24 protein-coding genes are annotated in these 25,986 nt (G+C 73.5%); 6 read left to right on the forward strand and 18 right to left on the reverse strand.

The genetic code is table 11. The annotated features are described in order from the left end of the window. Positions 1-8: 8 nt before the first annotated feature. Complete coding sequence (locus O7542_RS20630) at positions 9-1,163, reverse strand: hypothetical protein (protein WP_043326319.1); 1,155 nt, start codon at positions 1,161-1,163, stop codon at positions 9-11. Positions 1,164-1,408: 245 nt separating this feature from the next. Here O7542_RS20630 and O7542_RS20635 point away from each other — a divergent pair, with 245 nt between their 5' ends. Both O7542_RS20635 and O7542_RS20640 read left to right on the forward strand, forming a co-directional pair. Continuing rightward, a complete protein-coding gene (locus O7542_RS20635; protein WP_210884515.1) occupies positions 1,409-2,950 on the forward strand; it encodes a gluconokinase in 1,542 nt (513 codons plus the stop codon). Positions 2,951-2,972: 22 nt separating this feature from the next. Next, positions 2,973-4,481 carry an SLC13 family permease gene (locus O7542_RS20640; RefSeq protein ID WP_281605095.1) on the forward strand — a complete coding sequence of 503 codons (1,509 nt, stop codon included), beginning with the start codon at positions 2,973-2,975 and terminating at the stop codon, positions 4,479-4,481. A 4-nt stretch (positions 4,482-4,485) separates the two neighbouring features. On the opposite strand, the gene O7542_RS20645 is transcribed toward O7542_RS20640, so the two are convergent. The 12 genes from O7542_RS20645 to O7542_RS20700 all read right to left on the reverse strand — a co-directional run bounded on the left by O7542_RS20645 (position 4,486) and on the right by O7542_RS20700 (position 16,189). Then, on the reverse strand, positions 4,486-4,770 hold the full coding sequence (locus tag O7542_RS20645) for an antibiotic biosynthesis monooxygenase family protein (protein ID WP_013474158.1): 285 nt from the start codon (positions 4,768-4,770) through the stop codon (positions 4,486-4,488). A 27-nt stretch (positions 4,771-4,797) separates the two neighbouring features. After that, positions 4,798-5,556: a MerR family transcriptional regulator gene (locus O7542_RS20650; RefSeq protein ID WP_281605096.1), complete on the reverse strand. Its 759-nt coding sequence runs from the start codon at positions 5,554-5,556 to the stop codon at positions 4,798-4,800. A 110-nt stretch (positions 5,557-5,666) separates the two neighbouring features. Continuing rightward, positions 5,667-6,299 carry a hypothetical protein gene (locus O7542_RS20655; RefSeq protein ID WP_043326326.1) on the reverse strand — a complete coding sequence of 211 codons (633 nt, stop codon included), beginning with the start codon at positions 6,297-6,299 and terminating at the stop codon, positions 5,667-5,669. Positions 6,300-6,429: 130 nt separating this feature from the next. After that, on the reverse strand, positions 6,430-8,709 hold the full coding sequence (locus tag O7542_RS20660; RefSeq protein ID WP_181373807.1) for a bifunctional diguanylate cyclase/phosphodiesterase: 2,280 nt from the start codon (positions 8,707-8,709) through the stop codon (positions 6,430-6,432). A gap of 146 nt (positions 8,710-8,855) precedes the next feature. Further along, complete coding sequence (locus O7542_RS20665; protein WP_281605097.1) at positions 8,856-10,361, reverse strand: hypothetical protein; 1,506 nt, start codon at positions 10,359-10,361, stop codon at positions 8,856-8,858. Then, positions 10,358-11,428, reverse strand: coding sequence for a hypothetical protein (locus O7542_RS20670; protein ID WP_043326330.1), 1,071 nt, complete (start codon positions 11,426-11,428; stop codon positions 10,358-10,360). The genes O7542_RS20665 and O7542_RS20670 overlap by 4 nt, the downstream gene beginning before the upstream one ends. A 72-nt stretch (positions 11,429-11,500) precedes the next feature. Further along, positions 11,501-11,677, reverse strand: a complete 177-nt coding sequence (locus tag O7542_RS20675; RefSeq protein ID WP_157539057.1) for a hypothetical protein — start codon at positions 11,675-11,677, stop codon at positions 11,501-11,503. A gap of 2 nt (positions 11,678-11,679) precedes the next feature. Then, the gene (locus O7542_RS20680) at positions 11,680-11,913 is read right to left on the reverse strand and encodes a zinc-ribbon domain-containing protein (RefSeq protein ID WP_064446874.1); all 234 of its coding nucleotides are present in this window, start codon (positions 11,911-11,913) and stop codon (positions 11,680-11,682) included. Between the two features lie 78 nt (positions 11,914-11,991). Beyond that, a complete protein-coding gene (locus tag O7542_RS20685) occupies positions 11,992-12,819 on the reverse strand; it encodes an SRPBCC domain-containing protein (protein ID WP_281605098.1) in 828 nt (275 codons plus the stop codon). Continuing rightward, a complete protein-coding gene (locus O7542_RS20690; protein WP_187693773.1) occupies positions 12,812-13,372 on the reverse strand; it encodes a helix-turn-helix domain-containing protein in 561 nt (186 codons plus the stop codon). Before O7542_RS20690 ends, O7542_RS20685 begins: the two co-directional genes overlap by 8 nt. Positions 13,373-13,463: 91 nt before the next feature. After that, a complete protein-coding gene (locus O7542_RS20695; protein ID WP_281605099.1) occupies positions 13,464-14,807 on the reverse strand; it encodes a class I SAM-dependent methyltransferase in 1,344 nt (447 codons plus the stop codon). Beyond that, positions 14,804-16,189 (reverse strand): FAD-binding oxidoreductase, encoded by a 1,386-nt coding sequence (locus O7542_RS20700; RefSeq protein ID WP_281605100.1) that lies wholly within the window; start codon positions 16,187-16,189, stop codon positions 14,804-14,806. The genes O7542_RS20695 and O7542_RS20700 overlap by 4 nt, the downstream gene beginning before the upstream one ends. Positions 16,190-16,280: 91 nt before the next feature. On the opposite strand from O7542_RS20700, the gene O7542_RS20705 reads away from it, so the two are divergent. Genes O7542_RS20705 through O7542_RS20715 form a run of 3 tightly spaced genes read left to right on the forward strand, consistent with a single transcriptional unit; the run spans position 16,281 to position 17,851 of the window. Then, positions 16,281-16,751, forward strand: coding sequence for a YbaK/EbsC family protein (locus O7542_RS20705; RefSeq protein ID WP_069087588.1), 471 nt, complete (start codon positions 16,281-16,283; stop codon positions 16,749-16,751). Positions 16,752-16,791: 40 nt separating this feature from the next. After that, positions 16,792-17,076, forward strand: coding sequence for a DUF427 domain-containing protein (locus O7542_RS20710; protein WP_043330617.1), 285 nt, complete (start codon positions 16,792-16,794; stop codon positions 17,074-17,076). 58 nt (positions 17,077-17,134) lie between these two features. Next, a complete protein-coding gene (locus tag O7542_RS20715; protein ID WP_113971947.1) occupies positions 17,135-17,851 on the forward strand; it encodes an RICIN domain-containing protein in 717 nt (238 codons plus the stop codon). 15 nt (positions 17,852-17,866) lie between these two features. Here the strand turns inward: O7542_RS20715 and O7542_RS20720 are convergent, their stop codons facing one another. Beyond that, on the reverse strand, positions 17,867-19,165 hold the full coding sequence (locus O7542_RS20720; protein WP_281605101.1) for an MFS transporter: 1,299 nt from the start codon (positions 19,163-19,165) through the stop codon (positions 17,867-17,869). A 53-nt stretch (positions 19,166-19,218) separates the two neighbouring features. Between O7542_RS20720 and O7542_RS20725 the strand changes: the two genes are divergently transcribed. Further along, complete coding sequence (locus O7542_RS20725) at positions 19,219-20,322, forward strand: helix-turn-helix domain-containing protein (RefSeq protein ID WP_281605102.1); 1,104 nt, start codon at positions 19,219-19,221, stop codon at positions 20,320-20,322. Positions 20,323-20,360: 38 nt separating this feature from the next. Here O7542_RS20725 and O7542_RS20730 read toward each other — a convergent pair whose 3' ends face one another. The 4 genes from O7542_RS20730 to O7542_RS20745 form a co-directional block, all read right to left on the reverse strand. Further along, positions 20,361-20,837, reverse strand: coding sequence for a hypothetical protein (locus tag O7542_RS20730; RefSeq protein WP_281606492.1), 477 nt, complete (start codon positions 20,835-20,837; stop codon positions 20,361-20,363). Between the two features lie 137 nt (positions 20,838-20,974). Beyond that, on the reverse strand, positions 20,975-21,553 hold the full coding sequence (locus O7542_RS20735) for a hypothetical protein (RefSeq protein ID WP_281605103.1): 579 nt from the start codon (positions 21,551-21,553) through the stop codon (positions 20,975-20,977). Positions 21,554-22,535: 982 nt separating this feature from the next. After that, on the reverse strand, positions 22,536-24,491 hold the full coding sequence (locus O7542_RS20740) for a VWA domain-containing protein (protein WP_281605104.1): 1,956 nt from the start codon (positions 24,489-24,491) through the stop codon (positions 22,536-22,538). A 2-nt stretch (positions 24,492-24,493) separates the two neighbouring features. Next, positions 24,494-25,984 (reverse strand): magnesium chelatase, encoded by a 1,491-nt coding sequence (locus O7542_RS20745; protein WP_281605105.1) that lies wholly within the window; start codon positions 25,982-25,984, stop codon positions 24,494-24,496. Positions 25,985-25,986: the final 2 nt, after the last annotated feature.

A 25,986-nucleotide genomic window follows, 5' to 3' on the forward strand; every position in this document is an offset into this window, starting at 1 on the left:
GAGCGGATTCAGCGCCAGACGGTGCGGCGCAACCCCTGGTGCCCGGCGCACACGTCGCGCTGGCCACCCGTGCGGCTGATCGAGCCGTCGCGGCACTGCACCAGCCAGCCGCGATCGGACCAGAACCCGGGTACGCACTCGAACCAGTCGCACACCCCGGCGGCCGGCCTGCGGATCCGCTGGCCGCCGCAGAAGTCGTACCCGAAGGGGTTCGCCGGGGCGCCGCAGCGGCGCTCGACCGGCGGCTGGGGCGTGCCGCGCGGCGGCGCGGGACGGGCACGCGACGGCTCGGGGCTGGTGGTGGGCCGGACCTGGACGGCGGGCGCGACCTGCGGCGGCGCGGGGGTTCCGGTGGCCGCCGGGGTGGCCGCGACGGCGCGCTCCGAGCCGGCCCGGGTCGGCGGGTTGGACTCGAAGAGCATCGCCGGGACGACGAGCGCGAGCGCCGCGCCGACGGCCACCGTGCGCCGGCCGCCGGGCACCAACGCGGAGACCCGGGCCTGGGCGGGAGTGAGCACGGGCGGTCGCTGGGGGCGCTCCGCCGCGTGTTCCTCGATCAGCTCGTCCAGCTCGGCCACGACCGCGGCGCGCTGCTCGATGGCGTCGGCGAACGCGAGCGTGAGCGTGAACCGGAAGTCGGCCACCGCGCCGGTGGGCAGCAGCAACCCGGAGGTACGTCGCCGGTCCAGCACCTGGATCAGGGTGACCGGCGCGCCGGGGTCGTGGGACAGGCCGGTCATCCGGCCGTACGCCCAGTCGCGCCTCCCGCGCCCGCCGAGCAGCACCAGCCGGCGGTTGGTGAGCACGGCGAGCCCGGCGTCGACCACCTTGACCCCCTCGGGGCGGCGCGGGCGCAGCACGGGCGGGTCGGGGTCGACCGTCAGCTCGGGGGCGGGCAGCACGGCGGTGTGCCGGACCTCCACCAGTTGCGCGGCCGGGAGCGTCCAGAAGACCACCTCACCGGGGGCCAGCTCCATCGGCAGGCCGACGCCCGCCTGGGCCGAGCCGTGGAAGGACACCGCGAGCGTACGCAGGCGGCGCAGCTCGTCGTCGCGGCGTCGCCACGCCTCGTCGGCCGCGCGGAAGGCCCGCTGCCGCCGTTCGTTCTGCCGGTGCGCCCACCGGTACCGCCATGTGGAACCCGTCGAATCAGTCTTCGTCACGCCGACTCCTCCGCCGCGCGAGCCCACCAATCGGGGTGTCATTCATGTCAACGATCCGGCAGGGGTACGAAGACACGCGAAAGTCGCCAATTAGACCGATCGGCTGATTGACCGACACTATCGACGGAAACTCCCCCGCGCTTCCCGGCGGCGCTGCTTCGTCATGCGCGCCCGGGAGCACGTCGGTAACGTCAGCCGCACAGCGGGGCGTAGCGCGGCCCCCCGGGCGGCGAGGAGGTGCACCGGTGGGCGACCCGGCCGTCGTGGTGGGCGTGGACATCGGCACCACCAGTTCCAAGGCGGTCGCGTTCGACACCTCCGGCCGGCAACTGGCGAGCCACTCGATCGGTTACCCGCTGGAGGAGCCGAACCCCGGCTGGGCCGAGCAGGACCCGGACCTCATCTACGAAGCGGTGCTCGGCGTCATCCGCGCGGTCGTCGACGAGCTGGCCGCGCCGATCGCCGGCCTGTCGTTCAGCACCGCCATGCACAGCCTGATCGGGCTGGACGCCGACGGCACCCCGCTGACCCCGTCGATCACCTGGGCCGATTCCCGGGCCAGCGCGCAGGCCGAGCGGCTGCGGGCGGTGCCGTCCGGGCTCGCGCTGCACCGCCGCACCGGCACCCCGGTGCACCCGATGGCGCCACTGCCCAAGCTGGTCTGGTTCGCCGAGCAGGAGCCGAAACTGCACGAGCGGGTCGCCCACTGGGTCGGCATCAAGGATCTGGTGCTGCGGCGGCTCGCCGACGCACTCGTCACCGACCACTCGGTCGCCTCCGCCAGCGGGCTGATGGACATCCACCGGCTGGCCTGGGACACCGAGGCGCTACGCCTGGCCGGCATCACCGAGGAGCAGCTCCCCCAGCTCGTACCCACCACGCACGTGCTGCCCGGGCTCACCGCCGAGGCGGCGCGGGCCACCGGCCTGCCGGCGGACACCCCGCTGGTGGTGGGCGCCGGCGACGGGCCGCTGGCCAACCTCGGGCTCGGCGCGGTACGCCCCGGCGTGGTGGCCTGCTCGATCGGCACCAGCGGCGCGATGCGGGTGATGGTGGAACGCCCCGGCGTGGACCCGCTCGGCGGCGTGTTCTGCTACGCCCTCACCGAGGACCGCTGGGTGGTCGGCGGTGCCATCAACAACGGCGGGATCGTCCTCCAGTGGGCGAACGACGCGCTCGCCCCCGAACTGGGCGAGCACGCCGAGGAGGAACTGCTCGACCTGGCCGCCACGGCGCCGGTCGGCTCCGGCGGGCTGATCATGCTGCCGTACCTGCTCAGCGAACGGGCACCGCACTGGAGCGCGCTGCCGCGCGGCGCGTACGTCGGGCTGACCCACGGCCACGGCCGGGCGCACCTGGTCCGGGCCGCGCTGGAGGGCGTCTGCCAGCAGCTCGCGCTGGTCCTCGCCTCGGTCCGGGCGGCCGGGAACGAGGTACGCGAGGTCCGCGCCAGCGGCGGCTTCGCCCGCAGCCCGCTGTGGCGGCAGATCCTCGCCGACGCGCTCGGCATGCCGGTGCGGTTCCCGGCCGGGCACGAGGGGTCCGGCTTCGGCGCGGCGCTGCTCGGCATGCAGGCGCTCGGCCTCATCGAATCGATCGAGGTCGCCGCCGACCTGGTCCGGATCGAGGAGACGGTCCGCCCGGATCCCGCCTCCGCCGCGACGTACGCGGCGCTGCTCCCGCTCTTCTCCGAGCTGTACGACGCACTGGTACCCACGTTCGCCTCACTGCGACGGATGGCGCCGAGCCTGCCGCCGGAACCACCACCCACCGCACCACCCCGCTGACCGACCGAAGGGCGTGATAGCCGTGGTCACACTGCTCGCCGCACCAGCGGAACCGCTCACGAACGCCGGTGACACCCAGCTCGTCCTCGCCGCGCTGCTCGGCATCGCCGCTGTCGTCCTGCTCATCGCGTGGGGCAAGGTGCACCCGTTCCTCGCGCTGATCCTCGGCGCCGCGGTGCTCGGCGTGGTCGCCGCCGTACCCGTCGACAAGATCGTCACGTCGTTCAGCGGCGGGGTCGGCTCCACGGTCGGCGGGGTGGGCCTGCTGATCGCGCTCGGCGCGATGATCGGCGGCCTGCTGGCCGAGTCCGGCGGCGCGGACGGCATCGTGGAACGGGTGGTCGGCCGGGTCTCCGGGACCGCGCTGCCCTGGGCGATGGCCGGCGTGGCCGCGCTCATCGGCCTGCCGCTGTTCTTCGAGGTCGGCGTGGTGCTGCTCGTGCCGATCGTGCTGCTCGTCTCGCTGCGGGTGAACGTGCCGCTGATCAAGATCGGCATTCCCGCGCTGGCCGGCCTGTCGGTGCTGCACGGCCTGGTGCCGCCGCACCCGGGCCCGCTGGTGGCCATCGACGCGCTCGGCGCGAACCTCGGTCAGACGCTCGCCCTGGGCCTGCTGGTGGCGATCCCCACGGTGATCATCGCCGGGCCGGTCTTCGGTAACTTCATCGCCCGGTACGTGCCGGCCACCGCCCCGGCCGAGCTGCTGCCGACCCGGCGCGACACCGGCGACCGCAGCCCGACCCGGCCCGGCGACGGACGGCTGGACGCCGACGGCGACCTGGTCACCGAGGACGACCTGGTCAACCCGGGCACCGGGCGGCCCGGCGGCGCGATCGACGAGCCGGCCGGCCGGCGCTCGCGCCGCGCCCCGGCGCTCTGGGCGGCGGTGGTCACCGTGCTGCTGCCGGTGGTGCTGATGCTGCTGCGCGCGATCGGCGAGCTGACGCTCGGCGAGGACACCACCGGGCGCAAGGCGCTGGACATCGTCGGCACCCCGATCATCGCCCTGCTCGCCGGCGTCATCTTCGCCATGATCTTCCTGGGCTACCGGTCCGGCTTCAGCCGTACCCAGGTCTCCGGTTTCCTCGGCGGCTCGCTGCCGCCGATCGCCGGCATCCTGCTGATCGTCGCCGCCGGTGGCGGCTTCAAGCAGGTGCTCGTCGACGCCGGCGTCGGCGACCTGGTCGCGAACGCCGCCGACGGCGCGAACCTCTCCCCGCTGCTGCTCGGCTGGCTGGTAGCTGTCGGCATCCGGGTCGCCACCGGCTCGGCCACCGTCGCCACCATCACCGCCGCCGGCATCGTCGCGCCGCTGGCCGACACGCTCGCCGCCCCCGAGGTGGCGCTGCTGGCGCTGGCCATCGGCTGTGGGTCGCTGTTCTTCTCCCACGTCAACGACGCCGGCTTCTGGCTGGTGAAGGAGTACTTCGGGTTGACCGTCGGGCAGACCATCAAGAGCTGGTCGGTGATGGAGACCATCATCTCGGTGGTCGGTTTCCTCGGCGTCCTGCTGCTCGACGTCTTCATCTAACGGGTCAGGGAGCCTCGACGCCGGAGATGCGGAACTTGTGCACCTCGGCGCCGAGGATCTCCGTCACCTGCTCGGCCTCCGGGCCGGAACCCCGGAACGCCAGCAACTGCTCGTCGGACTCCCACCGCTCGTAGACGTTGATCCGGCCCGGCTCGACCAGGTCCGCGCTGACCGCGAAGTCCACGCAGCCGGGCGCGTCCCGGGCCGCACGGACGGCAGCCTCGCAGGACGCCAGGTAGGCGTCCCGCCGGGCCGGATCGACGTAGAGGGTGCCGGCGACGATGAGCATGCCGGCCATCCTGCCACCCGCTCCCGGTCAGGACCGGGTGATCGCGTTGGCGTGGATCGCCTCGTTCAGGTACGCGGCCATCCCCGGCCGCAGCTCCTCGAAGTACGCGGTGAACCGCGGGTCCGCCACGTACATGTCGGCCAGACCGGTGTGGATCTCGTACGAGCAGTCGTACCACCACTTGGTGATGAGCTGCCGGTGCTCCTCGGCCAGCGCCATCGCCTCCGGGCCGTCAGCGGGCGCCCCCGATTCCATGAGCGCGGCGAACCGCCGCCCCCACTCCTCGTTCTCCGCCTTGTTGCGCAGCCAGTCCTCCTTCGAGTAGCGGCCCGCGCGCTCCTGCGACTGCCGGTACGCCTCGGTGCCGCCCCAGCGCTGCTCCGCCTCCTCGGCGTGCTCGTCCGGGTCGAAGTCCCCGAACACCTCGAACCGCTCCTCCGGCGTCAACTGGATCCCCAACGTCCTCGCCTCCATCGCGTGTTCGATCGCCGCGACCATCTCCTGGAGCTTCCCGATCCGCCCGGACAGCAGCTCGTGCTGCCGGCGCAGGTGCGCCACCGGGTCGGCGTCCGGATCGTCCAGGATCTCGGCGATCTCCTCCAGCGGGAACCCCAGCTCCCGGTAGTACCGGATGAGCTGCAACCGGTCCAGGTCCGCCTCGTCGTAGCGGCGGTAGCCCGCCGACGTGCGCCCGCTGGGCCGCAGCAGCCCGATCTCGTCGTAGTGGTGCAGCGTCCGGACCGTCACCCGGGCCGCCCGCGCCACCTGCCCCACCGTGTACGCCATGGTTCCCTCCCTTCCGCGACCAAGGCTGCCGCCTTCCGCTGCGTGAGGGTCAAGCCGGAAAACACGACGACGCCCCCGACCAGGATCGGCCGGGGACGTCGTCGGTGCGGTCAGTTGGTGACCTTCTCCTTCTCCGGGGCGGCGAAGGTCGCGGTCGGCGGGGTGCGGAAGGCGTGCACCAGGCCGGCGGCGGAGAGCAGCAGGAGCAGGCCCGCGCCGAGGTACACGGCCAGGGCGCCCTGCTCGGCCTTGCGGCCGAACTCGCTGAAGCCGTACGAGGTGAGCAGCAGGCCGCGCAGCGTCTCGCCCTTGAACACGGTCTCCCGCTGGGCGGTCACCTCGGCGAGCTGCTTCTGCAGGTCGGCCAGGTTGGCGGCGTTGCTCTGCTCGGCCTGGGCCACCTGCTCACGAAGCGCGCTCTGCGGCTCGCCCAGGTCGGCGTAGGTCTTGCCGCCGGCCATGTTCTTCAGGTGCAGGCCGATGTACTCGTTGGCGTAGCACTCCGCCTGCTTGCCGGTGGTCATCTTCTGGCCGGCGTACTCGCGCAGGCAGTCCGACTTCTTCTCCTCGTCGGAGAGCTTGTCCGCCGGGGTGAAGGTGATGTTCTGCTCGCCGAGCTGGCTGCGTACGTAGTCGTTGGCGAAGTTGGCGTTCGTCGTCAGGACGACGCCGACGACGAGCAGCAGGACCGCCAGGCCCAGCCCACCGATGCTGAACAGCAGGTCGAGAGTCCGTCGCTTCATATCAAGCTCCCGTGTGGAGGGTGTGTTCGTCTTGTTGACGAGAACCATCATGGCGGTGCCGGACCGCCCGTGAGCAGGGTCGAACCCCCTGTCCCGTCCGGGACCTTCGGCCCCCGTGGACCCGGGCCGGTCAGCGGTCCGCGCCCGCCCCGGACAACGCGGGAAGCAGATCGGTCAGGGCGGCCGGGCGGCCGTACCGCCAGCCCTGGCCCTGCCGGCAGCCGATCGCGGTGACCGCCGCGTGCTGCGCGACCGTCTCCACCCCCTCGGCCACCACGGCCAGGTCGAACGCGCCGGCCAGCCGGTTCACCATCTCGACTGTGGCGTACGCGCGGCTGTCCCCGGCGTCCAGCCGGGACACGAACGACCTGTCGATCTTCAGCTCGGTGGCCGGGATGCGGTGCAGATAGCTCAGCGAGGAGTACCCGGTGCCGAAGTCGTCGATGGCGATGCGGATGCCGAGGTCACGCAGCTGGGACAGCCGGTCCAGCACCGCCTCGCTGCCCTCGATCAGCGCGGACTCGGTGAGTTCCAGGGTGAGCGCGCGGGGCGGCAGGCCGGCCGCGGCGACCGCGCCGGTGACGGTGGCGATCAGGTCGGGCCGGCACAGGTGGGCGGCGGCGATGTTGACCGCGACCGTCACCTCCGGCGCGTGCGCGCGCCAGGTCGCGGCGGCCCGGCACGCCTCGTGGATGACCCACCTGTCGATCGCCACGATCAGCCCGGTCTCCTCCGCCAGCGGCAGGAACCGGGCCGGGGTGAGCACGCCGAGGCGGGGATGCCGCCAGCGCACCAGCGCCTCGGCGCTGCGTACCGCGCCGGTGTCGAGGTCGACGATCGGCTGGAACTCCATCAGCAACTGGCCCTCGTCCACCGCCCGGCGCAGGTCGGCGATCAGCTCGGCGCGGCTGACCGCCGACTCGCGCAGTTGCGGCGTGCACGTGCGGTACGCGGCCTTGCCGGCCGCCTTCGCCGCGTACATGGCGATGTCGGCGTCGCGGAGCAGGTCGGTGTGCGAGGCGTGCTGCGGCCCGTACTCGGCGATGCCGATGCTCGCCGACGGGTGCACTCCCAGGTCCTCCTCGCCGGGCAGCGGCTCCAGCGCGGCCAGCAGCCGGATCGCGAGCCGCTCGGGCGGCACCGCGCGGTCCCCGGCGACCAGCACCGCGAACTCGTCGCCGCCCAGCCGCGCGATCATCCCGTCCGGGCCGACCGCGTCCCGCATGCGCTCCGCCGTGGCGGTGAGCAGCCGGTCCCCGGCGGCGTGCCCGAACCTGTCGTTCACCTGCTTGAAGCCGTCCAGGTCGAGCAGCACCACGGCGACCGGCCCGCCGGTGCGCAACGCCCGCCGCAGCCGCCGGACGAACGTCAGCCGGTTCGGCAGGCCGGTGAGCTGGTCGGAGTACGCGAGCCGACGCAGCCGGCCGACCAGCCGCAGGTTCTCGTTCGCGGCCAGCCCCTGACGCAGCGCCAGTACGCCGAGCAGGGCCATCATGCCGACGAAGACCACGTGCGGGGTCTGCCCGCTGGGCCGCCGCGACAGCATGACCGCGACGATCGCGCCGCCCACCGGCAGGTACGGCAGCGCCACCCGCCACCACGGCGGCAGCGGTGACTCGACCACGTCGTCGTCGCCGTCCTCGTCGACCGGCGGCGGATAGCGGGTGGCCAGGCCGACCAGCAGGTAGCTCAGCGGCCAGCAGATGTCGACCGGGTGACCGGGCGTGTAGTTGCCGTGCGCGACCAGGGAGACGTAGACGGCGTCCGCGCCGGCCCGGATCGCCAGGCCCGCCCCGATCACGGTGAGCGCCCGCCACATCGGCCGGCCCGGACCGGCGACCGCCACCAGGATGGTGAGCTGCATCAGGTCGAACATCGGGTAGAGCAGGCCGAACGTACGCATCGGATCGGCCAGGCCGGCCTCGGTGATCTCCTGGAACACCACCACCCAGCCGATCGGGAGGAGGGCCAGCCCGACGATGACCCCGTCGAGCAGGGTGCGGGCCCGGCCGATCAGGCTGCGCGGGCCGGCGCGGAAACTGAGCAGGGCGGCGGTGCCGGTGACGATGCCGCCGGCGAACAGTCCGGCGACCAGCGGCGTGTGCGGCAGCCCGAGCCCGCCGAGACGCTCGACCGTCCACACCGTACGGCCGAGCGCGGCGAGGACCATGGTGACCGCGAGCAGCTCCCAGAACCGGCGTAGCGCGACCGGGTGGCGCCGCGCCGCGCCAACGCAGAGCACCGCCGCGAGGCTCGACACCGCAACCGCGCCGAGGTCGCTGACGAGCGCCGCGCCGGGCAGCCGGGCGACCAGCCAGGCCGTCTCCCCGAGTACGACGACGGCGGCCGCGACAAGTCCGACACGGCCGGCGAGCGGATGACGGGCCGGCGCAGCGGCGGCGAGGCTCACGTCGAGCTGGGGTACAACGATGCGCTCCGGCTCTCTTCCAGACGTGCACCCTCGACGCCGAGGGCAGGACGACGGACGGCGCAAGCCTAGTCAGCGCCGGGGGCCGCCGCCAGAGTCGACGGCTGTCGGTCAGCGGACCGTGACGGTCAGGACCAGTCCTCCGCCGGGGCCGGGTCCGGCGGTGCGGCGGCCGTGCCGGGCGGCCCGCCGTGCGTCCACGGCGTCTCCTCCGGCGCCGGGAACGCCCCACCCGGCAGGAAACCGTCGGAGAGGCTGGTCAGACAGATCCGCTCGCCCACCTCCGGAACGCTGCCGGGCGGCGCGGTCAGCCCCCGGCCCATCCCGCCGGACAGCTCCAGCACCACCTCGGTCTTGCCGTCCGCGCCGGGCGTCACGAACACCACAGTCGCCTTCTGCGCCGGGCGCTGCGGCGAGTACAGCCTCGCGCCCACCGGCATCGGCACCGGCTCGGTGGTGACCACCTGGATGCGCGGGCGCAGCACCGGCCGTTTGCCGGAGTCGTCCACCCGCGCCGGGTCGGCGAGCGTCACCTCACCGACGAACGCCTCACCGGACAGCCGGTGCTCGGCCATCACCAGCGGATCGTCGTAGGCGCGCTGCACCGCCCACGCGGTCGACGCCCGTTCCAGCCGCTGCAACCGCAGCGCCGCCGCCACCGCGCCGTCGCGCCGCGGCTGCGGGCCGCCCCCGGCGTCGACGTGCTCGGCGTGCGCGGTGAACGCGTCCCGGTCACCGGCCCACCGGCCGGCCACCCGAGCACCGGCCGGCAGCGTCCGCAGCAGGCCGACGCCGCGCCACATCAGCTCCCAGGTGGGCGCGAGCTGGTCGCGCAGCAGGCCGGCGAGCTCGTCGTACGCGGCCGCGCGGGCCGCCGGGTCGTCCCCGGCCCGGGTGTACGCCTCGATCGCCGGGGCGAGCCGACGGTTGTCGAAGTCCGGGTCGGTGGCCGGCCCGGCCGGCGGGCAGTGTGCCGGGTCCTCGGCGCGGGCCGCCGCCTCGGCCCCGGTCAGCCCGGCCGGCGGGTCCAGCCAGCCCAGCACCGCCGGCAGATGCAGGTCCTCCACCACGCTCTGCCCGGTCGCCCAGTGCAACGTCAGCGCCTCGGTCAACGCCAGCAGCGCCGACGAGCCGGGCTGCTCGGCACGCTCGGCGAAGAACGTCAGCCAGCGGCCCAGCAGCGGCACCGACTGGTGCACCGGATAGTCACCGTCGGTACGGCGGAACCGGGTCGAGCGCCCGAACAGCCGCAGGAACGTGATCCCGGCCGGGTTCGGCACCAGCAGTTGCGGCGCGTCGACGTACCGGTGGCGGACGTCGCGGCCCCGGTCCACCGGCACCGCCTCGGTCAGGTCACGGAACTCGTCCAGGTACGGCAGCACGATCGCGGCCAGCTCGGCGGCGAACGCGAACCGCTGGTCCCGGTTGCGCGGCTGCGGCACCACCAGCAGCCGGGCGTCGTCGGGCGCGGCGCCGACCATCGCGGCGAGCGGGGCGTTCGCCTCACCGGCGAGCGCGAGCGGCACCAGCACCAACGGCCGCTCCGACAGGTGCAGGTGCCGGACGGTGGCCACCGGCTGGGCCCGCCCGGAGGCGACCGCCTGCGCCCGGGCGAGCGCGCGCAGCGTACTCATGCGGTCTGCCCGGCGAGGGCGTCGGCGCGCAGGCGCGCGGCGGCCCGCAGCAGCGCGGCGGCCTCCGCCTGCCCCGGCTCGGGCGCGGCCGAACCCTCGGCGAGCGCCAGCACGTCGGCCACCTCCTCGACGCCGCCCAGCGCCTCGCGGACCGGCCGGCCCAGCGCGCCGGTCTGCCCGCGCGCCTCGTGCCGGCAGAAGTACGCCAGCTCGCACGCGGCCAGGCAATCAGGCGCGTAGCGGGCCGGCACCTCGTGCAGCGCGGCGGCGAGCGTCGCCGGATCGGCCGCCGGGTCGACCGTGAACCCGGCCGGTACGGCGGCGAGCAGGTCCTCGACCCGGGCCATCCGGGCCAGCTGGCGGCGCAGCACCAGCAGCTGGCGGCGCACGTCGAGCAGACTGGCCACCGGCTGGTTGGCGAAGTCGCGCGGGCAGACCAGCACCACCTCGTGCGACACCAGCTCCGGGTCGTGTCCCTCGGCGGCGAGCAGCTCGCGCAACGCCAGCACGTAGACGGCGGACTGGATCGCGGCGGCGGCGACCTTGCCCGGGTCGGCCTGCCCGTCGATCACCGGGAACGACTTGATCTCCACGACGTGGAACCGGCCCGCCAGCCGGGCGGCGACCAGATCCGGTTCCAGGTGCACCCGGGTACCCGCCACGTCCAGGCCGAGCAGCGGGTGGTCGAACAGCGCCGGGCCGTCGCCGCTCGCGGTGAGCGCCGCCCGGGACCGTTCCGGCCGGTCGTCGTCGGCGCCGAGGTCGGTCCAGGTCGCGCCCTCCGGGACGGGTACGCCGAGCCGCTCCGCGACCAGGCGCAGCAGTTCCTTCCCGCCGTCGGCCTTCACCTGCGCCTCGAACGCGTTGCCGCGGGTGATCGCGAAGCGGGACTGACCGAAGCGGGCCGGGAAGCCGAGTCGCTCGGCCAGCGCCGGCTTGTCCGCGCCCGCGCTGTCCAGCACGGCGCGGCGGGTGCAGCCGGGGTTGCCGGTCAGCGCGGCGATGGTACGGGCGTTGTGCCGCCGGGGCGGCCCACCACCCCTGATCCGTGCCAGCCGATCTTCCACCCGATGAAGTGTAAGGAAGGGCCCCCTGTTAACGCCTCCGGTAGAGGAAGGGCCCCTTATTAACACGGTGCGTCAGCGGTCGGCGGAACGGTTCCAGGGCGAGCGGGGCGACTGCGCGCCCGCGACCCGGCGACGCCGGCGGTGGTGCCGGCGCCCGGGCGTGCAGGGTGGACGGGCGGCGGTGTGCACCGGCGGGGCGGCCGGAGCGGCCGGCTGCCGGCCGATCAGCCAGTAGAGGAAGCGGGTCACGGTCAGCCGACCGGGAGGCGCTCGGCCTCGGCGCGGGAGATGTCGTACTCGGCGCCGCAGAACGTGCACTGCTGCGCGTACCGGGTGCGCAGCGGGATCAGCGGGACGAAGAAGAGGCTGAACTTGGTGACCCGGCGAGTGATCACCTGGGCGGCATGGTTGCCGCAGTTGCGGCAGACCTCGGTGACGACGCCGGACCGGACGACCTTGGTCCGCAGCCCGAAGATGAAGAACATCGCCCGGCATTACCCACCCGGGCGCCGTGTTAAAAGGGGCCCCCTCCTCTACCGGAGGCGTTAAGAGGGGGCCCTTCCTTACAGCCAGATCGGCTGCCAGTTGGGCACCTCGTGGAAGCGCCGCAGCTCGACCCACCCGGCCACGTTCCCGCTCCACGCCGCGTACGGCGGGTTGCCCTCGTCGAAGCCGGACTGCACGAACGTCAGCTTCGTCCGGCCGTCGGACTCCGCCAGTTCCCAGGACGTCACGCCGACGGGCCCCCAGTCGATGGACAGCGCCCGCCCCGGCGTCACGTCGAACACCTTCGCGGCCTCACCGGCGTCGAGGCCGCCCATCGCGTACCGGCCGCCCTCCCAGGGCTCCACTCCGATCGGGTAGCCGAACCAGGCGGTGACCTGCTCCGAGTCGGTGAGCGACGTCCACACCTTGTCCATCGGGGCGTCGATGACCACCTCGCCGCTCAGGTCGGCGGAGGTGAAGTCGGTACGCGGCAGCAGCGGCCGGCCGTCCAGGTGGTCGTTGAGGTGGGCGATCGCCAGGTACCAGTACGTCTGGAGCACGCCCCGGATGCTGCTGCCGCTCATCGCCTCCGCGTAGTCGAAGTGGCTCTGCCGCAGCGTGAGTATCGTGCCGTCGCCGTCGGGCTCCAGTTCGAACTCGGTGGTGGTCTCCACCCCGTCGAGCGTCCACGCGAAGCGCAGCGTCCGGTCGTCGACGTGCAGCAGCCGCTGGTGTGGCGCGTCGCCCTCGGGCGTGTAGCGGCCCCAGAACTCGTACCGCCGGGGCAGCTCGACCTCGGCGTGCTCGGCCAGCCAGACGCGCAGCTCGGCGGGGTCGGTCAGGGCTTGGCGGACGGTCGCCACGGGTGCGGCGAGGCGGGCGCGGATGGTCATCGGCTCACTCATGCTTGTCGCCTTTCGGGTAGCAGGCCACGGCGAGTTTGAAGGCGTCGCCCTCGGCGCCGCCGTAGCGCGTGAACAGGTCCTGCAGCGTCGTCTGCAGGTCGTGCAGGAACTCCTGCCGTCGCTCGGCGGGCACCCGGATCTCGCCGGAGACGCCGACGGACGGCAGTTCGGGGGCGGCGCGGTCGAGCGCGGCGATGTCGGCCTGGACCTCTTCCATGAGGTCGAGCAGGTAGCCCAGGCTCAGCTCGTCGCGGGCGCGGCGGGCGCCGCCGATGCGGCCGACCAGGCGGGGCGAGAGCCAGTACGACCGGGCGGCGGCCTGGTAGATGCCCTCGGTGATGCCGCGCACCTGGCGCTGCGCCACCTGCTCGGCCAGCCCGGCCGCGACGAGCTGCTTGACGTGGTAGTAGACGCGCTGCGGCGTCTGCTCCAGCCGGGCCGCGACCTCGGTGCAGGTGCGGGGTTCGGCCAGTTGCCGCAGCACCTCGATGCGCTGCGGCTTGAGCAGGGCTTCGGCCTGCTCGCGCTGTTCCAGGTACAGGACGTCTCTCATGGCAAAATCAGTTTGTACGTACAAAACTTCTTTGTCAATGACTTCGACGAGAGGCCGCGCGGTCCGCGCGGCCTCTCGTCGGTACGACCGGTCAGGGCGTCCAGTCCGGACGCAGCGGGTACCCGTTCACCCCTTCCGGGCCGTTGTGCGTGGCGAGCACGTGGTGCAGCTGGATGCCGTTGCGCTCGAACGCCAGCCGGGAGCCGGCCATGTAGAGGCCCCACACCTTGGCGGTGCCCGGCCCGACCTCGCCGACGCAGAAGTCCCAGTGCTCGACCAGGTTGCGGCACCAGCCGGCGAGCGTCAGCGCGTAGTGCTGGCGCAGGTTCTCCTCGTGGTGCACCTCGAACCCGGCGTCGTGGATCTCGCTGATCAGCCGGCCCGGACCGGCCAGCTCGCCGTCCGGGAAGACGTACCTGTCGATGAACGCGCCGGAGCGGTGCGGCGCCCGGTTGTCGGCCCGGGTGATGCAGTGGTTGAGCAGCCGCCCGCCGGGCTTGAGCCGGGAGCGCAGCGCGCCGAAGTAGGCCGGGTAGTTGCGCACGCCGATGTGCTCGGTCAGCCCGATCGAGGAGATCGCGTCGAACTGCTCGTGCGGCGCGTCCCGGTAGTCCAGGTGGCGCACCTCCGCCAGCTCGCTCAGCCCCTCCCGCTCGATCGCCGCCCGCGCCCACTCGGCCTGAGCCTTCGACAGCGTCACACCGAGCGCCTTGACGCCGTACTCGCGGGCCGCGTGCCGGACCATGCCGCCCCAGCCGCAGCCGACGTCCAGCAGCCGCATCCCCGGCTTGAGCGCCAGCTTGCCGGCGACCAGGTCGTACTTGGCCCGCTGCGCCTCTTCGAGGGTGTCGCCGGGGCTGCGGAAGACCGCGCAGGTGTACGTCATGGACGGCCCGAGCACCTTCTCGTAGAAGGCGTTCGACACGTCGTAGTGGTGCGAGATCGCGCTGCTGTCCCGGGTACGCGAGTGACGCAGCCCGGTCATCAGCCGCCGCCAGCGCGGGGCCGCCTCCTGCGGCGGGGGCGGCGGCGGACGCAGCCGTTCCCAGCCCAGCCCGCGGACCAGCGCGAGCGCCTCGCTCATCGCCGGGATCCGCAGCGGCACCTCGTCCTTGATGATCCGCAGCGCCTCGTACGGGTCGCCCGGGTGCACGCCCTCCAGCCCGAGGTCGCCGCTGACGTAGGCCCGGGCCATGCCCAGGTCGCCGGGCGCGGTGAGCAGGTAGGACAAGCCGCGCTCGGTGTGGATCGCCAGGGTGATGCCGGCGTCGGCCGGGCCCACCGCGCTGCCGTCGTAGCCGGTCACCCGGACGGGCAGGTCGCCGGTGGTGACCGCGCGGACCACGTCCGCGACTGTGGGTCCGGTACGCCGGCCGCCCGCCGGCGGGCCGGCCGGGGCGCTCGCCGCCCCCGGTGTTCGGTCGGTCAGACTCATGCTCGGGTTACCGCCTTCTCGTACAGTCCGGTGAGTCGGTGGTCCGGGTCGTAGCGGTCCTTCACGGCGCGCCAGGTCTCCCCGCCGTAGAGCCGGTCGAACTCGCCCCGGTCGTAGTACGCGTCGGAGTAGAGCGACTTGTGACCGCCCACCTCCGACACCATGCGCTCGATCTGGCGGTTGACGTCCCCGTCGGCGGCGCCCGCCGCGATGGGCACGCTTCCCCAGAAGCCGATGTTCACATACGTTTCGCCCGGTCGGAGCGGATATAGCGGCCACGCCTTCGCCGACCCGGGGCCGGCGGGCTCGCGCAGCCGCAGCGGGCACAGCCACACCGGCGTCATGCCCACGTTCGCCGCGAACCAGCGCAGGAACTCGGGCGTGCGGTCCAGCGGGACCTCCACGTCCTGCACCACCCGCTCGCGGGCCGGGCGGCCCCGCCACCTGTCGACGCGCGCGGCCACCTGGTGCCGGTGCTCCAGCCGCACGATCCGGTGGTAGACGTCGCTGCGCCGGTAGCGCCGCGGCCACAGCCGCCGCACCACCGGGTGCTGCACCCCGAACGCCGCCGAACACCAGAACCAGTCGGTGTCCCAGCGCCAGAGATAGTCGTACGCGGTGAGCGTGTCCCGGGTGCGCCGGCGCAACGAGCGGTAGTAGATCTCCTGGCCGGTGTAGTCGGACGGACCGTCCTCGGCCTCGTCGGTGAACGTGCCGAGCACGAGGTACGCCTCGCCGGGGCTGAACATCACCCCGTCCATGGCGTCGACCGGCTCGCCGCCCCAGGCACCCTTGGCCACCACCTCGCCGACCGCGTCGACCAGTTCCTCCAGCCGGGTGAACCGGATGTTGCGCAGCGCCATGTGACGGCGTACCGGTTGCAGCTCGATGCGCAGCCGGGTGGCGTAGCCGAGGCTGCCCAGCGAGTTGGGGAAGGCCCGGTGCAGCTCGGCGTGCTCGCCCCGGGGCCGGGTCGTGACGATCTCCCCCGCGCCGGTGAGCACGTCCATCTCCAGCACCGACTCGTGCGGCAGGCCGTTGCGGAAGGAGGTGGACTCGATGCCCAGCCCGGTCACCGCGCCGCCCAGCGTGATCGTGCGCAACTGCGGCACGACAAGCGGCATCAGGCCGTGCGGCAGCGTCGCGTCGACCAGATCCTCGTAGGTGCACATGCCCTGCACGTCGGCGGTGCGGGCCGCCGGGTCGACGGCGAGCACCCCGGTCAGGCCGCTCACGTCCAGACCCGGCGTTCGTGGAGCCGAACGTGGCCGGAAGAGGTTCGAGGTCTGCTTGGCCAGCCGTACGGGTTCCCCGGCGGGCACCGCGGCGTAGGAGCGCCGCAGCGTGTCCACCGCCCGTTCATGATCACGGACAGCGTGCATGAGATCACCTTACGCGCGGGTACGACAATTCGGGGGACGTCCACGATGGCCTCGCCGACTCACGGTCGGCGCGCGCGTTACCGTGACCGCCATGGCGAATCCCGCGCTGACCGCTCTCGACCACACCGGCCTGCCGTACCGGGTCATCCGGCACGGCCCGGTGGCGAGCCTCGCCGAGGCGGCCGCGGCGCGCGGCGTCGAGGTGCCGGACGTGGTCAAGACGATCGTGGTCCGCCGCGGCGAGGGCGACCTGCTGTTCGTGCTGACCCCCGGCGGCCGGGTGATCTCCTGGCCGAAGCTGCGCGCCCTGCTCGGTGTCAGCCGGCTGTCGATGCCGGACGCCGAGGCGGCGAAGGCCGCCACCGGGTACGCGCGCGGCACCATCACGCCGTTCGGCTCCACCACCGCCTGGCCGGTGGTCGCCGACGAGCGGCTGCGCGGCCGGGAGATCACGCTCGGCGCGGGCGAGCACGGCCTCGCCGTCGCCGTCGACGCGGACACCGCGCTGGCCGCGCTCGGCGCGACTGTGGCCGACGTGACAGACGAGGAGCCGACGCGCTGAGCGGTGGCCGGTGGAGAGCCGGCGGCATAGCGTGGAGGACATGCCGAAAGCCGTCTGGAACGACCTCGTCGTCGCCGAGAGCGACGACACGGTGCTGGTCGAGGGCAACCACTACTTCCCCCGTACGGCCCTGCGCGAGGACCTGATCCGCCCCTCCGACACCCACACGGTCTGCCCGTGGAAGGGCACCGCCTCCTACTACACGCTCGAACACGGCGGCGTGACCAGCCCGGACGCCGTCTGGTACTACAGCGACCCGAAGCCGGAGGCGGAGATGGTCCGCGACCGGGTGGCGTTCTGGAAGGACGTCCGGGTCGTCGACTGAGTCACCGTGCCGCCGGGGTGACTGGCACCCGGCGGCCCCGGTGGGTCACCATGCTCCCATGGCCGACCCGCACTCCGACCCGTCCGGCACCGTCTACGGGGCCCGCCGCGCCCGTGGCGCCCGTGGTCTCCGGCTGCCGCAGGACCCGCTGATGCGGATCGCGCTGGGCGTCGGCGTGACCGGCGTACTCCTCGGGGCCTTCTTCGCCACCGGCGTGCTCGGCGGTGGCGACGAGCGGCCGGTGGTGCCGGCGGCGGCAGTGCCGACCGCGACGGCGAGCGAGCCGAGCGCGGAACCGTCGGCGGAGCCCACGCCGTCGCCCTCGCCGAGCGCGGCGCCGACCACCCCGGCCGCGCCGGTGGCCACGCCGAAGGTGCTCCGGGGCGTGCCGTCCGGGCGCTGCCTCGGCGTGACCGGCGACGAGGCCGAGGGCGCGCAGGCAGCGCTCGCCGACTGCACCGGCGGGCCCGAGCAGCAGTGGGTGGTCACGCCGGTCACGAACGACACCTACCTGCTGGTCAACGCCGCGAGCAGCAAGTGCCTGGACGTCAACGAGGCGAAGACCGACGACGGCACGGACGTGCAGCAGTGGTCCTGCAACGGGCAGGCCAACCAGCAGTGGCGGTTCCAGCAGGCCGGCGACGGCGTGGCGCTGCTGGTCGCCGTGCACAGCGGCAAGTGCGCGCAGGTCGACGACGCGGGCACCGAGCCCGGCCGTGAGCTGGAGCAGGCGCCGTGCAGCGGCGCTCCGGAGCAGCAGTGGGCGGTCGGCTGACCGGCAGCGCGGGCGTCAACCCCGGTAGCTCCAGGCCCGCCGGCCCGCGACCACCGGGAGCGCGAACGCCGGTTCGTCGGCGGGACGGCGGCGCAGCAGCAGCGACAGCCCGGCCGCGCCGACCGACAGCGCGCCCGCCACGTACCAGGCCATCGCGTAGTCGCCGAGCCGGTCCCGGACCAGCCCGGCGCCGGTGGCCGCGAACGCGGCCCCGAACTGGTGCGCGGCGAACACCCAGCCGAACACCACCGCCCCGGACGCGCCGAACCACTCCCGGCACAGCGCCACAGTGGGCGGCACAGTCGCCACCCAGTCCAGCCCGTAGAAGACGATGAAGACCAGCATGCTCGGCCGGGCCGACCCGGCGAACAGGCTCGGCAGCACCAGCAGCGACGCCCCGCGCAACGCGTAGTAGGCGCCGAGCAGCAGCCGCGCGTCGACCCGGTCGGTGAGCCAGCCGGAGGCGATCGAACCGGCGATGTCGAAGAGCCCGACCAGGGCGAGCAGCCCGGCCGCTGTGGTCTCCGGCATGCCGTGGTCGTGCGCGGCCGGCACGAAGTGCGTACCCACCAGGCCGTTCGTGGTCGCGCCGCAGATCGCGAAACCAGCGGCGAGCAGCCAGAACGGCCGCGTCCGCGCGGCGGCGGCGAGCGCGCCGACCGCCCGGGCCGCCGCGCCGCCCTCCGGCCGGGCCGGCGGCACGACCTCCGTCGCGCCGTAGGCGGGCCGCCCCAGATCCGCCGGGTGCTCGCGCAACAACCACACCACAAGGGGTACGACCGCCAGCGCGGCCCCGGCCACGACGAGTGCCGCCGTGCGCCAGCCGTGGTCGCGCACCAGCACCGCCAGCAGCGGGAGGAAGACCAGCTGCCCGGCCGCCCCACCGGCGGTGAGCACACCCGTCACCAGGCCCCGGCGCTTGACGAACCAGCGCCCGGTCACCGTCGCGACGAACGCCAGGGCCATCGAGCCGGTGCCCAGCCCGACGAGGACGCCCCAGCACAGAATGAGCTGCCAGCTCTCGGTCATCGCCACGGTCAGGCCACTTCCGGCGGCCACCAGCACCAGCGCGCCGGCCACCACCCGGCGGATGCCGAACCGGTCCATCAGCGCGGCGGCGAACGGCGCGGTGAGCCCGTACAGCAGCAGGTTGACCGAGACGGCGGCGGAGATGGTCGCCAGCGGCCAGCCGAACTCGGCGTGCAGCGGGTGCAGTAGCACGCCGGGTGTGGCCCGGAAACCGGCCGCGCCGACGAGCGCGACGAAGGCGACGGCGGCGACGAGCCAGGCCGGGTGCAGGCGGGATCGGTTCACCAGCCGAGTCTCGGACCGGGGTGGCCTCGCCGACGAGTGGCCGGAAAGCCATCATGCGCAATAATCGGGCCATGTCCGTACCGCACCGGGTCGCAGTCCTCGCCCTCGACGGCGTGGTGGCACTCGACCTCGGCACCCCCGCCCAGGTCTTCGGCGCCGCCCGCACCGACGGCGGCGTCCCCCTGTACCTCGTCGCCACGTGCACCCCCGGCGGGCAGCCGGTACGCAGCAGCGCCGGCTTCCAGGTGCTCCCCGACCACGGCCTGGAACTCCTCGACACCGCCGACACCGTGATCGTCCCCGGCATCCACGCCGGTCCGCCACTGCTCGACGGCACGGTGGCCGCCGAGGTGGCCGACGCGCTGCGCGCCGCGTACACCCGGGGAGCGCGCGTCATGTCCATCTGCACCGGCGCGTTCGTGCTGGCCGCCGCCGGTCTGCTCGACGGCCGCCCGGCCACCACCCACTGGGCGTACGCCCCACGCTTCCGTCGCCTGCACCCCGGCGTACGACTCGACCCCGACGTGCTCTTCGTCGACGACGGGCGCGTGCTCACCTCGGCCGGGGTGGCCGCCGGCATCGACCTGTGCCTGCACGTCGTCCGCACCGACCACGGCAGCGCGGCGGCCAACCGGGCGGCCCGGCGCTGCGTGGTGCCGCCGTGGCGGGACGGCGGGCAGGCCCAGTACATCGAACGGCCGGTGCCCCGGGGCACCGACCACGGCACCGCCGCCACCCGCGAGTGGGCCCGGCAGCGCCTGCACGAGCCGGTGGCGTTGCGCGCTATGGCGGCGCACGCGCGGATGAGCGTCCGCACGTTCACCCGGCACTTCCGCTCCGAGACCGGGCTCAGCCCGGCGCAGTGGCTGCTCCAGCAGCGCACCGAGCACGCCCGGGTGCTGCTGGAGACCACTGACCTGAGCGTCGACCGCATCGCCCAGGACGCAGGTTTCGGCACCACAGCCGCGCTCCGCCAGCACTTCCACGCCCGGGTCGGCGTGGCCCCCACCGCCTACCGCCGCACGTTCCGCCACCCTTCCCCCGCGGCGTCCCCCGCGACGTCCCCGCGTTCCCCGCGCCCCGCTCCCGTCGATCTTGGAGTTGTGGCGCCTGGAAGGCCGGACGTGCCGGAGTTGTCCACCGCCACAACTCCATGATCGGCGGCGGGGCGGATCGGCGGCGGGCGGTCCCGCGGTCAGGCGAGGTGGGGCTGGCGGCGCAGGGCGCGGAGCTGGGTCAGGTGCAGCGGCAGGTGCACGCGGATGTGCAGGTCCAGCGCCCTGCCCCAGGGCAGCGACTCGTCCACGTCCAGGTCGAAGCCCTCGCGTAGCACCGTGTCCACAGGTGTCTCCGCCGCCGGGCCGAGCCGTTCGGCCAGCGCGCACAGCTTCTGGCTGGTGGCCCGGAACAGCACCGCCAGGCCGTCCAGCCCGCCGCACTCGGACACCAGCGCGTCCAGCTGCGGCCGGTGAATGGTGTCCAGGTCGTAGTAGGCGAACGGCGAACCGGCCAGCACCGCCTCGGTCGCCTCGCTCATCAGCTCGTCGTTGGCGGCGAGGTGCGCGACGATCTGCTCGGCGCTGAGTTGCCCCTCCGACGGCGGCCCGAACCCGCCCGCGTCGATCTCCGCGAACAGTTCGTCGTACGCCTGCCGCAGTGCCGCGACGTCCACCTCGTCCATGTCCCGCATCCAACCCCCGGCGCTGCCGCGCCCACCCCGGCTACCGCGCCGGGTTCACCCGGACGGGTCCGGACAGGCGTGAAGGCCGGCACCCCGTTGGTTCGGGGTGCCGGCCTTCACGTTTTGTCTTACTTGTTCCAGTGCTGGGCGACGAGGTCGGCGGCCTGCTGCTCCCACTGGGCGTAGTGGTCCGGGTACGCGCTCACCTGGACGGTCTGGGCGGCCTTGGTCAGCGGCATGTCCTGCCAGCCGTCGACCTGCTTGAGGCCCTTCAGGAACGCGGTGGTGGAGTACTCGGGGTCGGTGATCTGCTCGACCGTGCCCCAACCGCTGGAGGGGCGCTGCTGGAACAGGCCCTGCGAGTCGTGGTCGTTACGGTCACCGAGGTGGCCGAGGTTCTCCAGCTTCGACTCCTGCAACGCGGTAGCGATCGACACGACCGCGGCACGCTCGTCCATGCCGGCCTTCTTCGTCGCGGCAATGATCGCCTTCACGTTCTTGGTCTGCTCGTCGTCGAGGTCGATGCGGGACTGGGCGCCCTGCACGCCGTGCGGGATCAGCTTGTCGGACTGCACCGTGGCCGTGACCGGCTTCGCCGCCTGGGCGGTGGTGTCGGCCGCGTGAGCGGCGACCGGGCCGGCGAACACGCCACCGGTGAAAGCCAGACCAGCAACACCCAGAACGCTCTTACGCAGAATCGTGTTCATGATGGGGGCTCCATTCGGGGGTCGACACACCCCCCGGGGGGACCGGGGGTGCGTGGGCACCGTCAGGCGCTCAAGAAAGTCTCAAGGGGGATCCCGGCTGCTCGCGGGGCGGGGGCCTCTACGCGGCGCCGGAAGGATGTCCAACGACCATCGGCCCGGCATCATTCCCGGGCCAGCTCACGCTGTCGGGGGTACGGCGCGGGGCTCACGTCGTCGGAACCATGCTCAACGACCAGCCGAGCGGGATCATTCCCCGCGGCTCACGCCGCCGCACGTACTCAACGGCCTGAGGTCTGTCCCCACAGCCGACGCGCTCGGGGGCGCGGCCTTGCTCGGTCGTTCACCCGGTTACAACGCCACCGGCCCGCCCACGATTCCGCCACCAAAGTGCCGCCCACCACCCCCAAACCCGACAACCCGCCCACACACGCCAAACCCCACCGCGCCCAGCCCGGCCGCCTCGCTCCACGCCCTGTTGATCAAGGAGTTTGCGGCCCTTTCCGGCACCCACGAGAACACAAACCCCTTGATCACCGCGATCTTGGAGTTGCGGCACCTCACGAACGATGTCAAGCCGGGCATCCTGGGCACCACAACTCCAAGGTCCGACAAGCCTTCACCAGGCCCCCACGCCGGGTTGATCATGAGGTTAACGGTGACAAGCCGGACACCAAGTGCCGCCAAGTTCATGATCGACGCGACCGGGCAGGACGGTGCGTTGGGCGGGAGCGAAGCGGCCGCGACCGGTCCCGCGATCTTGCAGTTCGCGCCCTCCGAGCACCCGATTCGCCCGGTTTGCGGGGCACCAAAGTGCAAGATCGCGCGCGCTCAGGGGGCCTGGGGTCGGGGATCTTGGAGTTGTGGTGCCTCGCGAAAGGTGTCAAGCCGGGCATCCTGGGCGCCACAACTCCAAGATCGACGAGAACATGGGAGAACTGCGGGGACGCGGGGACGGGGGGCGGGAGGATGAGGGAGCGCGGGGTCAGCGGCGGCCGTGGCGGGATCGTAGGTAGTCGGACACCACGTACTCGCCCAGGTCGTCCAGGTCGGGGGTGAACATCCGGCCACCCGAGCGCCGCGCCACCGCGTCCACGAACCGGCGCAGCCCCGGATCGTCGCCCAGCATGAACAGGTTGAGCGTCGCGCCGTACCGGGTCAGCCGGTCCACCTCCCGGATCGTCGCCGAGATGGTCTCCGGCAGCGGCGGCCAGTGGAAGTACGCCTCGCCGTCCTCCGGGTCCAGGTGCGCGGTGGGCTCGCCGTCGGTGACCACGAGCACCACCGGCTCGGCGCCCGGGTGGCGGCGCAGGTGCCGGCCGGCTAGCCGCAGCGCGTGCTGCAGGTTCGTGCCCTGCTGCATGTCCGGCTCCACCGCCGCCAGTTCCTGCTGGGTCAGCGGCATCGCCTCCCGGCCGAAGCCGACGATCTGCAGCGCGTCCTGCGGGAACCGGGTGGCCATCAGGTGCGACAGGGCCAGCGCGGTCTGCTTCATCGGGCCCCACCGGCCCTGCGAGATCATCGAGTACGACAGGTCGACGCAGAGCACGACAGCCGCCGACGCGCGCCGTTCGGTCTCCACCACCTCGAAGTCCTCGACGGCGAGCGGCACCGGCACTCCGGGGCCGGCCCGGCGTACCGCGCGGGTGAGTGTGCGCACCACGTCCAGCGGCTGCTCGTCGCCGTACTCCCAGGGGCGGGACGCCCCGCTCACCTCGCCGGCCGCGCCCGCGGTGCGCAGGTCGTGCTGGCCGCGCGGGCCAGCGGTCAGGTCGGAGAAGACGCGCCGCAGCGCGGTGCTCGCGAGCCGGCGCAGCGCCTTCGGGCTGAGCGTCAGCCCGTCCGCGTCGCGGGTGACCCAGCCCTGGCGGCGCAGTTCGCGTTCCAGTTCCTGCAACCGGCGTACGTCGTCGGCGGCGTCACGGCCCAGCGTGCGGGCGACCGCCTCCACGTCGACGTCGTCGAGCGTGGCGCCGGGCTGGTCCTGGTCGAGGGAGTCCAGCAGTTCGTCGAGTTCAGCGATCTCGTCGAGCGCGCCGGTGGCCTCGCCGTAGCCGAGCGGCTGGTCGCCGCGTACGCGCTCGCCGCGCTGCCAGTTGAGGTCCGGCCGCAGCGACCGCAGGTGCGCGTCGAGCTGGGACAGCTCACCGGCCAGCCGGTCGCCGAGCGACTGGCGCATCAGTCCGGCCAGTTCCTCGCGCTGCCGGTCGGACAGCGACCGCATCAGTCGCTCACCTGCAGCCGCCCGCCGGGCCAGCACGTCGATCAGCTCGTCGACGTTCCTGGGCCGTTCCGGGAAGAACTCCCCGTGCCGCCCCATGAACTCGGCGAACGCGTCGGTGGTGTCCTCCGAGCGGGCGTGCCGGGCGAGCAGGTCGTTGAGGTCGCGCATCATCTCGGCGAGCTGCCGCTGGGCGGCCGGGTCGGCGGCGGCTCGCGCCGCGTCGCGCAGCCCGGCGAAGCGCTGCTCCAGCACGTCGCCACGCAACCCGTCGAGGATGCGCTGGTACGTCTGCCGCGCCTCGGCGCTGGCCCAGTCGTACCCGGAAAGCTCCGAGACCGCGCGGGCGGTGGAGCGGGGCAGGTTGTCGAGCACGGCCTCGGCGAATCGGGCGTCGTCGCCGTCGCGGCCGCGCAGCTCGTCGCGTTCGGCGGCGAGCGCCTGGTCGAGCAGCGCGCGGGCCCGGGTGACAGCGCCGTCCAGGTCGCCCCGGCGCAGCGCCTCCCGTCGCAGGCGTCGGGCGCGGGCGGCCAGGTCGTCCAGGCCGCCGCGACCCTGCGGGCCGCGCCGCAGCAGCTCGCGCAGCGACTCGCGCAGGCTGCCGCCAGCCAGCACGTCGGAGCCGACCGCGTCCACCGCTGCGCGCACGTCGTACGGCGGGGCGAGCGGGTCGGGTCCGCCGCGCCACTGCCCGTACCGGAAGCGGTTGCCGCCGGCCATTGTCAGTCCCGGTCCCCGTAGACGGTGCGCCCGGAGTCGGTGACGTCCTTGCCGAGCCGGCGGGTCAGGTGCAGCCCTTCCAGCACGAACTCGATGCCGGCGGCGGCCTCCTCCGGGCTGGGCGCGTCGCCGAGCCCGAGCCGGTCGAGCACCTTGGCCAGCCCCGGTACGGTGCCGACCTGGCGCAGCAGCTCGGCCGAGGAGACCAGTTCCCCGGTCTCCACGGCGCCGCCCTCGGCGACGATCGCGGTGAAGCCGGACAGGTCGAGCCCGGCCAGGCGGGCGCGGAACGTCTCGGCGGTGGCGGTACGCAGCAGGTGCGCGAGCACCTCGATCTCGCGTCCCTCCTCGCCGCTCTCGAACTCGACCTTGCCGCGCAGTGTGGAGGTGACCGACACGGTGTCGCCGATCCGGGCCACCGGCGCCTCCGGACGAGAGGCAGACGCAGACGCAGCGCCGCCACCCGAGGCGACGGCAGAGGCACCGGCCAGCAGACCGGACCGACGCAACGCGGCGGCGGCCACCGTCTCCGCGGCGGCGATGGCGAACCGGGCGGACACACCCGAGCGCGGGTCCACCGACGGGGACTCCCGCACGTCGCGGGCGAACCGGGCCAGCACCTCCAGCACGTGCTCCGGCACGACGGCGACCAGGTCGGCCTCCTGCCGGATCAGCGACAGCTCCAGGTCGAGGTCGAGGGGGTAGTGGGTACGGATCTCCGCGCCGAACCGGTCCTTGAGCGGCGTGATGATCCGGCCCCGGTTGGTGTAGTCCTCCGGGTTGGCGCTGGCCACCAGCAGCAGGTCCAGCGGCAACCGCAGCTGGTAGCCGCGGACCTGGATGTCGCGCTCCTCCAGCACGTTGAGCAGCGCCACCTGGATGCGTTCGGCCAGGTCGGGCAGCTCGTTGACGGCGAAGACGCCCCGGTTGGTACGCGGTACGAGCCCGAAGTGGATGGTCTCCGGGTCGCCGAGCGTGCGCCCCTGGGCGAGCCGGATCGGGTCGACGTCGCCGATCAGGTCGCCGACGCTGGTGTCCGGCGTGGCGAGCTTCTCGCCGTACCGCATCGAGCGGTGCAGCCAGCCGATCGGCAGGTCGTCGCCGGCCGAGTCGACCAGCGCCCGGGAGGCGGGGGTGATCGGGTGCATCGGGTGCTCGTTGAGCACCGAGCCGGGAATCACCGGGGTCCACTCGTCCAGCAGCGCGCCGAGCGAGCGGATCAGGCGGGTCTTGCCCTGCCCGCGCTCGCCGAGCAGCACCATGTCGTGCCCGGCGAGCAGCGCGCGCTCGACCTCGGGCAGCACCGTGTCCTCGTAGCCCACGATGCCGGGGAAGCGGTCCTCGCCGGAGCCCATCCGGGCGAGGAGGTTGTCTCGGAGTTCCTGCTTGACCGTGCGGTACTGGTGGCCGGCCGCGCGCAACGCGCCGAGCGTGCTCGGCAGCTCGGCGGGCGGGACCGGGGGAACCTGGTTGGGAGCGGTCACCCGATCCACGC

Source organism: Micromonospora sp. WMMC264 (assembly GCF_027497275.1).
GTDB classification, from domain to species: domain Bacteria; phylum Actinomycetota; class Actinomycetes; order Mycobacteriales; family Micromonosporaceae; genus Micromonospora; species Micromonospora chalcea.